Source organism: Bradyrhizobium sp. UNPF46, from assembly GCF_006658625.1.
Taxonomy (GTDB): domain Bacteria; phylum Pseudomonadota; class Alphaproteobacteria; order Rhizobiales; family Xanthobacteraceae; genus Bradyrhizobium; species Bradyrhizobium nitroreducens.
The window spans coordinates 12,695-26,932 of record NZ_LFJB01000048.1 but is presented as its reverse complement, the minus strand read 5'-3'; the positions used below and the strand labels follow the sequence as shown (position 1 = coordinate 26,932).

Below are 14,238 nucleotides of genomic sequence, written 5' to 3'. Positions count from 1 at the left end.
CTATTTTATCAGATCCGATATGGGGCTGGCCGGAAGGCTCCGCAATCACCAAATGAGGCTTGATCAGGCCCAGTTTCCCTGCCAAACGCTCCCGCCATGTCCGACATCGCCGCCACCACCGCCGAATCGCCGGCCCGTTCCCCGCTTGCCGCTGAAGTGGCGCGGCGGCGGACTTTTGCGATCATCTCGCATCCTGACGCCGGCAAGACCACCCTGACCGAGAAGCTGCTGCTGTTCGGCGGCGCCATCAATCTCGCCGGCCAGGTCAAGGCCAAGGGCGAGCGGCGAAACACGCGCTCGGACTGGATGAAGATCGAACGCGAGCGCGGCATCTCGGTCGTGACCTCGGTGATGACCTTCGAGTTCGAAGGCCTCGTGTTCAACCTGCTGGACACGCCGGGCCACGAGGACTTTTCGGAAGACACCTATCGCACCCTGACGGCGGTGGACTCCGCGGTCATGGTGATCGACGCCGCCAAGGGCATCGAGGCGCGCACCCGAAAGCTGTTCGAGGTTTGCCGCCTGCGCGACATCCCGATCATCACGTTCATCAACAAGATGGACCGCGAGAGCCGCGACGTGTTCGAGCTGCTCGACGAGATCGAGAAGACGCTGGCGCTCGACACCACGCCGATGACCTGGCCGGTCGGCCGCGGTCGTGACTTCCTCGGCACCTATGACGTCGTCAATGGCGGCGTGCGCCTGCTCGAAGGCGGCGGCGCCAAGACCGGCGCGGCGCAGCAGATCGAGATCGAGGAACTGGCCAAGCTCAATGCCAATCTCGATGTCTCGGCGGTAAAAGACGAGCTCGAGCTCGTCACCGAGGCCTCCAAACCGTTCGAGCTCGAAGCGTTCCGCGAGGGACATCTGACGCCGGTCTATTTCGGCAGCGCGCTGCGCAATTTCGGCGTCGGCGATTTGCTGGAAGGTCTCGGCAAGTTCGCGCCCGAGCCGCGCGCGCAGGACAGCGACCAGCGCAAGGTCGAGGCGACCGATCCACGCATGAGCGCCTTCGTGTTCAAGATCCAGGCCAACATGGATCCGAACCATCGCGACCGCATCGCCTTCGCGCGCCTCTGCTCGGGCAAGCTCAGCCGCGGCATGAAGGCCAAGCTGGTGCGTACCGGCAAGAGCATGCCGCTGTCGAGCCCGCAATTCTTCTTCGCCCAGGACCGCTCGGTCGCCGACGAAGCCTTTGCCGGCGACGTCGTCGGCATTCCCAATCACGGCACGCTGCGCATCGGCGACACCCTGACCGAAGGCGAGGATTTCAACTTCGTCGGCGTGCCGAGCTTCGCGCCGGAAATCGTCCGCCGCGTGCGTCTCACCGACGCGATGAAGGCGAAGAAGCTGAAGGAAGCGCTGCAGCAGATGTCGGAAGAGGGCGTGGTGCAGGTGTTCCGCCCGCGCGACGGCGCACCGGCGCTGGTCGGCGTGGTCGGCGCGCTGCAGCTCGACGTGCTGAAGGCGCGGCTGGAGGCGGAATATTCCCTGCCGGTCGAGTTCGAAGTCAGCGAGTTCCAGCTGGCGCGCTGGGTCTCCTCGGAGGACCGCAAGAAGCTCGATGCCTTCATCGCCGCCAACACCTCCAGCATCGCCGACGACGTCGACGGCGATCCCGTTTATCTGGCACGGAACGAGTTCTATCTCGGCTACACCAAGGAGCGCGCCGAGGGCATCGAGTTCACCAACGTCAAGGACGTCAAGAAGAAGGGGTAGGGCGCGCGCTGCCGGCGTGGCCTCCGCGGCAATAGGCTCCGCCGCCGACCTCACCCTCCGCTGTCATTCCCCGCCACCGGGTCTCGCTTTCGGCGAGCCCGATGACAGGCTCCGGCGGGGAATCCAGTACGCCGCAGCCCGTCGATTCAATCAGGTCCGGTCAAACCGGAGGATGACGGCGCGGGCATGTGAACACGCGTGGACTTGACGCGTTCATGGACAATGCCACCTTCACTCGTGTGACACCGAGTTCATTCCATGTGGCGCGGCTTCCTTGTTCTCTTCCTGCTGGCGACATCAGCGATCGCCGCGGACGCGCGCCCGCGCCAGATCAATCCGATCCCGTTCGCGCATGAGCCGTGCAGCGTGCTCGACGGCCGACCCTGCACACCGTCCTATTGCAGCCCGCTCGAGCCCGGCCCCTGTATCCCCGAGATAGACTATCCCTATGGGCAAAATCTTCAGCTGACGATCGAAAGCGTGCCGTCCGAGGCCGATCGCGCCAAATACCGGAAGCCGGATCACGATCTCGACACGATCGGCGACCTCTTCGCCGAGTTGCGCACCTGCTGGTCACCGCCGGCGGACAATGCGAGGGCGGGCATGCAGATGGCGGTGCGCTTCAGCTTCAACAAGGCGGGCGGCCTGATCGGGCCGCCGCGATTGACCTTTGCAACGGCGGGCGTGCCGGCGGATATCCGCACCAGCTATCTCAATGCGATCAATTCATCGTTGAAGGCCTGTCTACCGCTGAAATTCACCAGTAACCTCGGTGGTGCCCTGGCGGGGCGGCCGATCGCGATCCGCTACGTCGACAACCGGCAGATTGGTCAGTAGCGCATCAGTTGCGACCGGCGGTCAATCGATGATACCTCAGAGCCGGGGGCTGCTTTGCGGGGAGGATGTCGTGGGTCTGCTGGTCATGATCCTGGGGTTGGTGCTGTTCTTTGCCACCCATGTTTTCACAACGAAACGAGACGCGCGCGCGCAGGCGATCGCGAAGCTGGGCGAGGGGACTTACAAGATCCTCTACGCGCTGGTCTCGTTCGCGGGGCTCGCGCTGATCATCTGGGGCTTTGCCCATTACCGCAGCTCCGGCTGGATCGACGTCTGGTATCCGCCGAAGGCGATGAAGCACATCACGATCGCCTTGATGCTGCCCGCGGTGATCATGGTGGTCGCCTCCTATTTGCGCGGTCGCATCTACGCGACGCTGAAGCATCCGATGCTGGCCGGTATCAAGCTGTGGGCGGCGGCGCATCTTTTGGCCAATGGCGATCTCGGCTCCATGATCCTGTTCGGCTCGTTCCTGGGCTGGGCGGTCTATGACCGCATCTCGCTGAAGCATCGCACCGACGCCGGCGGACCGCCGATCCCGGTCGGTGGGGTCACCAACGATCTGATCGCCGTCGCAGTTGGCATCGTCGCCTATCTCGCGCTGGCGTTCGCGTTCCATCCGGTCGTGATTGGCGTTCCCGTGATCGGCGTCTAGCCGGTCGGCACAAGACCTGATCGGGATATCCGTGCGCGGAAGGTGAGAACACAACAAGCCGAGGGCGTTTCGATGGACTGGTCGCAATCTCAGATCCCGCCGATGCGGCTCGAGGCGCGGTTCGGCGATCGGGTGGTGCCGGCCTTTTGCGACCGGCCGGCGAGCCTGTGGGCGATGATCGCGGACGCCTGCGCCCGCAATGGCGATGGCGAGGCCTTGATCGCAGGCAATGTCCGGCTGAGCTGGCGGCAGGCCGTGGAGCAGGCGAGTCGGATCGCCGCGGGTTTTCGCAAGTTGGGATTGCAGCGCGGCGATCGCGTCGCGATCCTGCTCGGCAATCGCATCGAATTTCCGCTGCTGCTGTTCGCCGCCGCGCATGAGGGGCTCGTCACGGTGCTGCTCAGCACGCGCCAGCAGAAGCCGGAGATCGCCTATGTGCTGACCGATTGCGGCGCGAAGATCCTGGTCCATGAAGCCTCGCTCGCCGAGCGGCTGCCCGACGCGCAGGATGTGCCTGATCTGATCCGCCGCATCGCCGTCGACGACGATCCGGCGCGCTCGCACTTCGCCGCGCTCGCAGACAACGCCCCGGCGCCGGCGCCGGTCGAGGTGAGCGAGGAGGACACCGCGATGATCCTCTACACGTCGGGCACCACGGGCAAGCCGAAGGGCGCGATGCTGGCCCATTGCAACATCGTCCATTCCTCGATGGTGTTCGTGTCCTGCCTGCGATTGACGCAGGCGGACCGGTCGATCGCCGCAGTGCCGCTCGGCCATGTCACCGGCGTCGTCGCCAACATCACGACCATGATCCGCTGCGCCGGCGCGCTGATCATCATGCCGGAGTTCAAGGCGGCCGATTATCTCAAGCTCGCCGCGCGCGAGCGTGTCACCTACACCGTGATGGTGCCGGCGATGTACAATCTCTGTCTGCTGCAGCCCGATTTCGACAGCTATGATCTGTCGAGCTGGCGCATCGGCGGCTTTGGCGGCGCGCCGATGCCGGTTGCCACCATCGAGAAGCTCAAGGCGAAGATTCCCGGCCTGAAGCTGATGAACTGCTACGGCGCGACCGAGACGACGTCCCCCTCGACGATCATGCCGGGCGAGCTGACCGAGAGCCACATCGACAGCGTCGGACTGCCGTGCCCCGGCGCGCGCATCGTTGCGATGGATCCTGATGGCCGCGAGCTGCCGCGCGGCGAGATCGGCGAGCTCTGGATCCAGGGCGCCTCCGTCATCAAGGGCTATTGGAACAATCCAAAGGCCACCGCCGAAAGCTTCACCAGCGGATTCTGGCACTCGGGCGATCTCGGCTCGGTCGATGCGCAGGGCTTTGTCCGCGTGTTCGACCGGCAGAAGGATATGATCAATCGCGGCGGCCTGAAGATCTATTCGGCCGAGGTCGAATCCGTGCTGGCCGGGCATCCCGCCGTGGTCGAGAGTGCGATCATCGCGAAGGCCTGCCCGGTGCTGGGCGAACGCGTCCACGCCGTGGTGGTGACGCGCGGACCGGTGGCGGACGCGGACCTGCGGGCGTGGTGCGCCGAGCGTCTGTCCGACTACAAGGTTCCCGAAACCCTGGCGATCACGGCCGACCCGCTGCCGCGCAATGCCAATGGCAAAGTGCTGAAGCGGCAGTTGCGGGAGCTGTTGGGGGCCTGAGCCGGGCAGGTCCATCCGGGCTCTCCCGGGTGGTTAACGCCTTGATCGGGCTCGCTTTGCCTTGCCAGCGCCATATCGTTAGGGTACCTCGCCGCCACGTGGGGGACGGGATTCCTGACGCGGACGCTTCGGCGCGCGCACCCGGCCGGGCATGGGATTAGCATAAGTGTCTGAATTATTTGACGAAGTCGACGAAGAAGTACGTCGCGAACAGCTCAAGAAGCTGTGGGACAAGTATTCGATCTACTTCATCGCCCTGATGGTGCTGATCGTGGCCGCTGTCGGCGGCTGGCGCGGTTATCAATATCTGGAGGCCAAGAAGGCCGCCGAGGCCGGCGCCGTCTTCGAGAAGGCCGCCGAGCTGTCCGAGCAGGGCAAGCACGCCGAGGCGGAAGCTGCCTTCACCGAGCTCGCCGCCAAGGCGCCGTCGGGTTATCGCACCCTGGCGCGGCTGCGCGCCGCGGCCGAGGCGGCGCCCCGCGATGCCAAGGCTGCCGCGAAAATGTATGACGACATTGCTGCCGATCGCGGCGTGGGCGGTGAGTGGCAGGATCTGGCGAAGATCCGCGCCGCCGGCCTGCTGCTCGACAGCGCGTCCTATGCCGACATGCAGCAGCGGCTGGAGCCCTCTGCAGCGCCCAAGTCCAAGTCCACCTTCCGCCACAGCGCCCGCGAGATGCTTGCACTGTCGGCTTGGCGCAACAGCGACATGACCGCGGCCCGCAAGTGGCTCGACGCGATCGCCGAGGACGGCGAGACACCGCCCGGCCTGCGCTCGCGCGCCGAGGCGCTCCAGGCTCTGCTTCCGCCCGTCGCCAAGAGCTGAGCAAGAACAGCTGACGACGGTTCTCTGACGTAAACGAGACACAAGATGCGCCGCACGCCACGCTTGATCGCAGCCGCCGTCCTGATCGCCTTCACGGGCGTCCTGGGCGGCTGCTCCAGCTTCGATCCAAGCGACATGCTCGACTTCCTCGACACCAAGAAGAAGCTGCCGGGCGACCGCAAGCCGGTCTTCCCGGAAGGTGTCCCCGGCCTCGAGCAGGGCGTGCCGAAGGATCTGTACAAGGGCGCGCAGCAGCAGCCCGACCCGAATGCGCCTGCGGTGGCGGCATTGCCTGCGGAGCCGCCGCCCGAGCCGGCCAAGCCGGCGAAGGGGGCCAGGGCGAAGCACACAAGACAGCCGGCCGCTGCAGCCGTTGCGCCGGCGGAGGCGCCCGCCGGCGAGGTCGACGGCGAGGCCCAGCCGGAGGCGGCGCCGGCCACGGCCGCTCCGCCCCCCAAGCACAAGATCGTCCGCAAGCGCACCACCGCACCGCCGCCGGACCAGCCGGTCCAGCAGGCGCAACCGACCCAGACCACGCAGCAGCAGACGCAGGGCGGCTTCCCGGCGCCGCTGCCGAGCGGCAGCTTCTCGCGCTAGTTTTTTCACTGCATTGACAGGCGCGGCCCTCGCAGCGCACGAATGACCGATGTCCTTCACGATAGCCATTATCGGCCGGCCCAATGTCGGCAAATCGACGCTGTTCAACCGTTTGGTCGGACAGAAGCTCGCGCTCGTCGATGACCTGCCGGGCGTCACCCGCGATCGCCGCGAGGGCGAGGCGAGGCTCGGCGACCTCGAGTTCACCATCATCGATACCGCCGGCCTCGACGAGGGCGCCAAGGGCTCGCTGACCGCGCGGATGCAGGAGCAGACCGAGGCCGCGATTGCGCAGGCCGATGCGCTGTTCTTCGTCATCGACGCCCGCATCGGCCTCACGCCCACCGACCGCGCCTTCGCCGATTTCGCCCGTAAGGCCAACAAGCCGGTGCTGCTGGTCGCCAACAAAAGCGAGGGCAAGCATGGCGATGCCGGCGCGATGGAAGCCTTCGCGCTCGGCCTCGGCGATCCCATCCAGATCTCGGCCGAGCACGGCGAGGGCATGGGCGAACTCTACGACGCGCTCGCCAAGCTGATGCCGGAGCCCGTCGACGCGGACGAGGACGACGACGAGGGCGCGCCGCTCACGGAGGAGGAGGCCGCGACGCGTCCGATCCGTGTTGCCATCGTCGGCCGGCCCAACGCCGGCAAGTCGACGCTGATCAACCATCTGCTCGGCGAGGAGCGGCTGCTGACGAGCCCGGAGGCCGGGACCACGCGGGATTCCATCGCGGTCGAGATCAACTGGAAGGGCCGCGATTTCCGCGTGTTCGACACCGCAGGTCTCCGCCGACGTTCGCGCATCGAGGAGAAGCTGGAAAAGCTTTCGGTCGCCGACGCGCTCCGCGCGGTGCGCTTTGCCGAAGTCGTCGTGCTGGTGATGGACTCGCAGAACCGCTTCGAGGAGCAGGATCTGCGCATTGCCGATCTGATCGAGCGCGAGGGCCGGGCGGTCGTGCTCGCCGTCAACAAATGGGACCTTATGGAGACCAAGGGTGGCGGTGCCATCTCCGGCCTCCGCCGCGACGCCGACCATTGGCTGCCGCAGGTCAAGGGCGTGCCGATCGTCGCCGTCTCGGGCCTGATGGGCGAGGGCATCGACCGCATGATGCAGGCGATCCAAGACGCCTACGCGGTCTGGAACAGGCGCGTGCCGACCTCGGCGCTCAATCGCTGGTTCGAGCAGGCGATCCAGGCCAATCCGCCGCCCGCGGTGTCCGGCCGCAGGCTGAAGCTGAACTACATCACGCAGAACAAGGCACGCCCGCCGAGCTTCGTGCTGTTCTGCTCGCGCGCCGACGCGGTGCCGCAGTCCTATTTGCGCTACCTCACCAATTCGATGCGCGAGACTTTCGATCTGCCGGGCACGCCGGTGCGCATCACCTTGCGCGAGAAGGCCAATCCCTTCGCGCACAAGCGCAAGCGGCCGTCGTGAGCGAGGGCGCCGGCGAGGTGACAGCGCAGAGCGCTGCGCCCGTCCGGCGTGGTGCCGTCGCCTTCATCTTCGTCACCATCCTGCTCGACATGCTCGCGCTCGGCGTGATCATGCCGATCCTGCCCAAGCTGATTGAAAGCTTCGTCGACAACGACACCGCGCATGCGGCCCGCATCTTCGGCCTGTTCGGCACGGCCTGGGCCTTGATGCAGTTCGTGTTCTCGCCGCTGCTCGGGGCGCTGTCGGATCGTTTCGGGCGGCGGCCGGTGGTGCTGCTGTCGAATTTCGGGCTCGCTGCCGACTATGTGCTGATGGCACTGGCGCCGTCGCTGGTCTGGCTGTTCGTCGGCCGCGTCATCTCCGGCATCACCTCGGCGAGCATCTCGACTGCGTTTGCCTATATCGCCGACATCACGCCGCCGGAGCGGCGCGCGGCGGTGTTCGGCCGGATTGGCGCAGCCTTCGGCGCCGGCTTCATCCTCGGGCCAGCGCTGGGTGGCCTGCTCGGCGACATCGATCCGCGGCTGCCGTTCTGGGCGTCGGCCACCCTCAGCTTCGCCAATGCGCTGTATGGGCTATTCGTCCTGCCGGAATCGCTCGCGCCCGACAAGCGCGCGCCGTTCCGCTGGAGGAGCGCCAGTCCGGTCGGTGCGCTCCGCCTGCTGCGCTCCAATGCGATGCTTGCCGCGTTGTCCGTCGTCAATTTCATCGCGCAGGTCGCCCATGTCGTGCTGCCCTCGACCTTCGTACTCTATGCGACCTATCGCTACGGCTGGGATTCCAAGACCGTGGGATTGACGCTGGCGATGGTCGGGATCTGCGCCATGGTGGTGCAGGGGCTCGCGATCGGCCCCATCGTGCGCGTGCTCGGCGAGCGAAACGCGCTGCTGATCGGCCTGTGTTGTGGCGCGCTCGGCTTCTTGGTCCTCGGCGCTGCGCCGACCGGGCCGCTCTCCTGGATCGGGATTCCCATTCTGGCGCTATGGGGCATCTCGGGTGCCGCCTCGCAAGCGCTGATGACGCGGCTGGTCGCGCCCGATCAGCAGGGTCAGCTCCAGGGCGCGACTGCGAGCGTGCAGAGCGTCTCGCAGCTCGTCGGCCCGTTCCTGTTCACGCTGACCTTTTCCTATTTCATCGGCGTCAGCGCGCCGCTGCATCTGCCCGGCGCGCCGTTCCTGCTTGCGGCGATGCTGATGGTGGTCTGCGTGGCGATCGCGGTGCGGACGCTGGGTGCGACGAAGACGGTTTCGTAGACGGTCTCGTAGGGTGGCAAAGGCGCGCAAGCGCCGTGCCCACCATCTCTCGCGGATCGCAGGCAAGTCGTGGGCACGCTTCGCTTTGCCCACCCGGCAGCGTTTTTGGAGCCCAGCAGCGAAAATGCCCGGGACAAGCCCGGGCATGATGTCGGTGGGTATGCGCGACCGCTACGCAGTTACTTCTTCACCAGCGGACAATCGCTGTCCTTGAGCGGCTTGGCTGCGTCTTCCGCCGAGATCGTGGCGATCTGCTTGTAATAGTCCCACGGTCCCTTCGACTCCTCGGGCTTCTTCACCTCGAACAGGTAAGCGGGGATGAGGCGGCGGCCGTCCTGGCGTAGCGGGCCATTGCCGAACAGCGGATCGTCGGTCGGCAGCTCCTTCATCTTGGCGACGACCTTGGCGCCATCATGGGGATTGCCGCCGAGCGCGTCCATCGCCTTCAGATAGTGCAGCACCATCGCGTAATTGCCGGCCTGGGTCATCGACGGCATCGCGTTCTTGCTGGCGAGCGCCGAGAAGCGCTTGGACCATTCGCGGGTCTTGTCGTTCAGATCCCAGTAAAACGATTCGGTGAAGGTCAGGCCCTGGGCGGTCTTCAGGCCCAGCGAGTGCACGTCGTTGATGAACAGCAGCAGCGCCGCGAGCTTCTGGCCGGCGGAGACGATGCCGAATTCGGCCGCCTGCTTGATCGAGTTCGTGGTGTCGCCGCCGGCATTGGCAAGCCCCACGACCTTGGCCTTGGACGATTGCGCCTGCAGCAGGAAGGACGAGAAGTCCGCGGTGTTGATCGGATGCTTGACGCTGCCGAGCACCTTGCCGCCGTTGGCGGTCACGACCGCCGTGGTGTCGCGTTCGAGCGCGTGGCCGAAAGCGTAATCCGCGGTTAGGAAGAACCAGCTGTCGCCGCCGGCCTTGGTCAAGGCCTTGCCGGTGCCGTTGGCCAGCATATAGGTGTCATAGGTGTAGGAGATCGTGTTCGGCGTGCAGGCTTTGCCGGTCAGGTCGGCGGAGGCAGCGCCGGAATTCAGCAGCACCGCGTTCTTTTCCTTGACGAGGTTGCTGACCGCGAGCGCGACGCCGGAGTTCGGGGTATCCGCGATCGCATCGACCTTCTCGTTGTCGATCCACTGCCGGGCGATGTTGACGCCGACGTCGGGCTTGTTCTGATGGTCGCCGCTGATGACGTCGATCTTCCAGCCCTTCTTGAGCAGGCCGGAATCCTCAACCGCCATCTTGATCGCGACCACGGAGTTCGGGCCGCCGATGTCGGCATAGAGACTCGACATGTCGTTGAGCACGCCGATCTTGACGGTCTTGTCCTGCGCGTAAGCGGATGTTGCAAAACCGAAGGCGGCACAAGCCAGAAGGGCCGCGGAGCGGCGCGCGAACGTCGTCGTCATAAAAGGTTTCCTCCATTGTCAAATATGCGGACGGCTCTCTTGCGGAGTCTTGGTCCTTGTGATGGCTCTAGCCTGTCCCAGCGCCGGCGGCAATGCGCCTAAAGCCGGATGATGCTGCGTCGTAGCGTCATCCGTCGGTTAACTTTTGTGCAAAATGCGTTGAGACGCTATTTGAGCGCGTCCGAGGTCAGCTTGAATTTCTGGATGCGCTTTCCGGTGTCGACCTCGGCGGTATAGACGTTACCCCCGGCGTCGATCGCCATGGCGTGCACCCAGTGGAATTGCCCGGCATTGCGGCCGCTATGCCCGAAGCTGCCGACCACGCTGCCGTCCTCGCGCCTGATCACCCTGATCTCGTTGTTTTCGCCGTCGGCACTGAGCAGCCAGGTCTGCTTCGGATCGGGCCAGATCGCGATGTCCCACACCGCGCCGTTGCCGAGCGTGTTCTTCTCGAAGAAGAACTCCTTCACGAAGCTGCCGTCCTTTTTGAACACCTGGATGCGGTTGTTGATGCGGTCGCAGACATAGACGAGGCCGTCACTCGCGAGCTTCACGCAATGGACGGGATTGCCGAATTGTTGTGACACGGGGGCCTTGGGGTCGTAGGCCGCCTGCTTGGCGTCATCAGGCTTGTTGCCGTAGGCGCCCCAGTGCCGCTTGTAGGCGAGCGTCGTCGCGTCGAACACGATGACACGGCGGTTGCCGTAGCCGTCGGCGACGTAGATCTCGTTGGCCTCCCTGTCGATCGCGGTCTCGGCAGGCTTGCCGAGCTGCGTCGTGTCGTTGCTGCCAAGGCTCGGGGCGATCTTGCCGATCTGGGCGACGAACTTGCCGTCGAGCGTGAACTTCAGGATGGCGTTGTCGTTGTCGGCATTGCCGCCGACCCAGACGAAGCCGCGTTCGTCGACCTCGATGCCGTGCTCGCGGCCGACCCACTCGTAGCCCTGGCCCGGACCGCCCCAGGATCGCAGCAGATTGCCGTCGGCGTCGAATTCGAGCACCGGCGGCGCCGATACGCAACATTTCGAGCGCGGCGGAGTGAGGCTTGCGCCCTTCTCGTCGTCGGTGAGCGAGCGTGGGCGATGGATCACCCAGATATGGCCCTGCGCATCGACGGTGATGCCGCCGACCTGGCCGAGGATCCAGTTGTTGGGCAGCTGTTTCGGCCAGGAGGGGTCGACCGCGAAGGTCGGGACTTCGCCGGCTCTCGCCATGCCTGGGAGCACGAAGGCGAGGGCGGCGATCAGGATGGGGACAGCGCGAGAGATTTTTTCGACCGCACGCGCATGACCTGCGCGACCATGCCATGGCGCCATGGCGACCTCCCTTTTTTGGCTCGCGGCTTGCTGCCGCGTGAGCGCGGGCAGTCAAACGCGGGGAGGCAGGCGAGTCAATCAGGCCGGCGCGCGGAAGCTCATCAGGGTGCGGGTCTTGTAGTCGTAGAACTTGCCGGTCTCGGTCCAGTCGGGTGCGCACATCGGCACGATGAATTCGGCGACCTGCTCGGGTGTGTCGAGCGTCGCCGGGTCTTCGCCCGGCATCAGCGTGGCGCGCATGCGGGTGCGGACCGGGCCGGGGTTGAACAGGTTGACGCGCAGCTTCGTGTTCGCTGTCTCCTGCGCCCAGGCGCGCGCCAGCGTCTCCAGGGCGGCCTTTGAGGCAGCGTAAGGGCTGACATAGGCGGTCGCCTTGTTGGCCGCGCCCGAGGTGATGAACACGGCGCGGCCGGCATCGGACTGCTTCAGCAGCGGCTCCATGCAGCGGATCAGCTGGAAGTTCGCGGAGACGTTGACGGCCATCACGTCGTTGAAGGTCTTCAGCTCGATATGACCGATCGGCGAGGAGGGGCCGAGCACGCCGGCATTGCCGACGAGGATGTCGAGCTTGCCATAGCGCTCGTGCAGGCCGGCGCCGAGACGCGCGATGCCGTCGGTATCGGTGAGGTTGAGCGGCACCAGGGTGGCGCTGCCGCCAAGTTTGCGGATCTCGTCGTCAAGCTCCTCCAGCCCGCCTTGCGTGCGCGCAGTGGCCACGATGTGCGCGCCGGCCTTCGCCAGCGCGAGGGCCGTGGCGAAGCCGATGCCGCGCGAGGCGCCGGTGACGAGAGCGATGCGGTCAGCGAGGGGTTTTGTCATGGCGGGGTTTTACAGGCGTGGATGGCCGGGACAAGTCCCATCACGCCGTCATTCCGGATTCCGGGGCGATGCGAAGCATCGAACCCGGAATCCAGAGGTGACTAAACCATGTCGAGATTCCGGGTTCGCGCTGCGCGCGCCCCGGAATGACAACTCAAGGTCAGCTCGCCTCCGCCAGCAGCGACAATTGCCGCGGCTGCTGCTCGGTCTGGGTCTGGTCGGTGAGGTGGGTCGGATAGGCCCCGGTGAAGCAGTGATCCGAGAATTTCGGATTGGCGGGGTCGCGGCCGGGCTCGCCCATGGCGCGGTACATGCCGTCGATCGACAGGAAGGCGAGCGAGTCGGCGCCGATGATCTCGCGCATTTCTTCCAGCGAGTGCGTCGCCGCCAGAAGACCGCCACGATCGGGCAGGTCGATGCCGTAATAATCGGGATAGAGGATCGGGGGCGAAGCGAGGCGGAAGTGTACTTCCTTGGCGCCGGCATCGCGCATCATGCGCACGATCTTCTTGGAGGTCGTGCCGCGCACCAGCGAGTCGTCGATCAGGATGATGCGCTTGCCTTCGATCGCGGCGCGGTTGGCCGAGTGCTTCATGCGCACGCCGGATTCGCGGATCGCCTGCGTCGGCTGGATGAAGGTGCGGCCGACATAGTGGTTGCGGATGATGCCGAGCTCGAACGGCACGCCGGAATGCTGGCTGTAGCCGACCGCGGCGGGCACGCCGGAATCCGGCACCGGCACCACGACGTCGATCGGCACGTGGCTCTCGCGCGCGAGCTGGGCACCGAAGGCCTTGCGGACCTCGTAGACCGAGCGGCCATGCACCACGGAATCGGGACGCGCGAAATAGATGTATTCGAAGATGCAGGGGCGCGGCGCCATCGGCGGGAACGGCTTGTGGATGTCCTGGCCGTGCTCGTCGAACACGATGACTTCACCGGGCTCGATGTCGCGGATGAAGCGCGCGCCGATGATGTCGAGGGCGCAGGTCTCCGACGTCAGGATCGGGCAGCCATCGAGCTCGCCGAGCACGAGGGGACGGATGCCGCGCGGATCGCGCGCGCCGACCAGCTTCTTGTTGGTCAGCGAGACCAGGGCATAGGCGCCCTCGATCTCACGCAGCGCGTCGATATAGCGCTCGATGAAGCGGCTGCGCCGGGAGCGCGCGACCAGATGCAGGATCACCTCGGTGTCGGTGGTCGACTGCATCATCGCACCGCTCTTCACGAGCTCGCGGCGCAGCGTCAGGCCGTTGGTGAGGTTGCCGTTGTGGGCGACCGCGAGGCCGCCGGCATTGAGCTCGGCGAACAGTGGCTGCACGTTGCGCAGGATGGTGGCGCCGGTGGTGGAATAGCGGACATGGCCGACGGCCATGTTGCCGGGCAGGCGGTCGATCACCTCGCGGCGGGAGAAGGTGTCGCCGACGAGGCCGAGCCGGCGTTCGCTGTGAAAGCGGCTGCCGTCATAGGAGACGATGCCGGCGGCTTCCTGGCCTCGGTGTTGAAGGGCATGCAGACCGAGCGCGGTGATGGCGGCAGCATCAGGATGGCCGTAGATGCCGAAGACGCCGCATTCCTCGCGCAGCGTATCCCCCTCCAGATCGTCCTGAACCTCTAGCGCGGCCGGACCTGGGCCGGCGTTTGGATCGAGATCAAGTTGGGCGTCCTGGTCAGGGTGTCGCATCTCGTCCGCGCCTCTCTCTAAGGGCA

General features: G+C 65.8%; 12 protein-coding genes. 8 read left to right on the top strand and 4 right to left on the bottom strand.

What is annotated here, in order from left to right; genetic code table 11:
• The first annotated feature begins 96 nt into the window (after window positions 1-96).
• The 8 genes from UNPF46_RS20220 (at window position 97) to UNPF46_RS20185 (ending at window position 8,987) form a co-directional block, all read left to right on the top strand.
• Window positions 97-1,719 carry a peptide chain release factor 3 gene (locus UNPF46_RS20220; protein WP_100175644.1) on the top strand — a complete coding sequence of 541 codons (1,623 nt, stop codon included), beginning with the start codon at window positions 97-99 and terminating at the stop codon, window positions 1,717-1,719.
• Window positions 1,720-1,977: 258 nt separating this feature from the next.
• Window positions 1,978-2,556: a UCP034077 family protein gene (locus tag UNPF46_RS20215; RefSeq protein WP_142251171.1), complete on the top strand. Its 579-nt coding sequence runs from the start codon at window positions 1,978-1,980 to the stop codon at window positions 2,554-2,556.
• A gap of 70 nt (window positions 2,557-2,626) precedes the next feature.
• Window positions 2,627-3,211, top strand: coding sequence for an NnrU family protein (locus UNPF46_RS20210; RefSeq protein ID WP_100175646.1), 585 nt, complete (start codon window positions 2,627-2,629; stop codon window positions 3,209-3,211).
• A gap of 72 nt (window positions 3,212-3,283) precedes the next feature.
• On the top strand, window positions 3,284-4,876 hold the full coding sequence (locus tag UNPF46_RS20205; protein WP_142251201.1) for a class I adenylate-forming enzyme family protein: 1,593 nt from the start codon (window positions 3,284-3,286) through the stop codon (window positions 4,874-4,876).
• Window positions 4,877-5,042: 166 nt separating this feature from the next.
• Window positions 5,043-5,702: a tetratricopeptide repeat protein gene (locus tag UNPF46_RS20200; protein WP_142251170.1), complete on the top strand. Its 660-nt coding sequence runs from the start codon at window positions 5,043-5,045 to the stop codon at window positions 5,700-5,702.
• 45 nt (window positions 5,703-5,747) lie between these two features.
• Window positions 5,748-6,299, top strand: coding sequence for a hypothetical protein (locus tag UNPF46_RS20195; RefSeq protein ID WP_142251169.1), 552 nt, complete (start codon window positions 5,748-5,750; stop codon window positions 6,297-6,299).
• A 49-nt stretch (window positions 6,300-6,348) separates the two neighbouring features.
• Window positions 6,349-7,734, top strand: a complete 1,386-nt coding sequence (gene der, locus UNPF46_RS20190) for a ribosome biogenesis GTPase Der (RefSeq protein WP_142251168.1) — start codon at window positions 6,349-6,351, stop codon at window positions 7,732-7,734.
• Window positions 7,731-8,987: a TCR/Tet family MFS transporter gene (locus tag UNPF46_RS20185; RefSeq protein WP_142251167.1), complete on the top strand. Its 1,257-nt coding sequence runs from the start codon at window positions 7,731-7,733 to the stop codon at window positions 8,985-8,987. Before der ends, UNPF46_RS20185 begins: the two co-directional genes overlap by 4 nt.
• Before the next feature lie 179 nt (window positions 8,988-9,166).
• On the opposite strand, the gene UNPF46_RS20175 is transcribed toward UNPF46_RS20185, so the two are convergent.
• The 4 genes from UNPF46_RS20175 to purF all read right to left on the bottom strand — a co-directional run bounded on the left by UNPF46_RS20175 (window position 9,167) and on the right by purF (window position 14,212).
• The gene (locus tag UNPF46_RS20175) at window positions 9,167-10,393 is read right to left on the bottom strand and encodes an ABC transporter substrate-binding protein (RefSeq protein WP_142251166.1); all 1,227 of its coding nucleotides are present in this window, start codon (window positions 10,391-10,393) and stop codon (window positions 9,167-9,169) included.
• A gap of 167 nt (window positions 10,394-10,560) precedes the next feature.
• Window positions 10,561-11,709, bottom strand: a complete 1,149-nt coding sequence (locus tag UNPF46_RS20170) for an NHL repeat-containing protein (RefSeq protein ID WP_142251165.1) — start codon at window positions 11,707-11,709, stop codon at window positions 10,561-10,563.
• 78 nt (window positions 11,710-11,787) lie between these two features.
• A complete protein-coding gene (locus tag UNPF46_RS20165; protein WP_100175654.1) occupies window positions 11,788-12,528 on the bottom strand; it encodes an SDR family NAD(P)-dependent oxidoreductase in 741 nt (246 codons plus the stop codon).
• A gap of 160 nt (window positions 12,529-12,688) precedes the next feature.
• Window positions 12,689-14,212, bottom strand: a complete 1,524-nt coding sequence (purF, locus tag UNPF46_RS20160; RefSeq protein WP_097665958.1) for an amidophosphoribosyltransferase — start codon at window positions 14,210-14,212, stop codon at window positions 12,689-12,691.
• Between the last annotated feature and the right edge of the window lie 26 nt (window positions 14,213-14,238).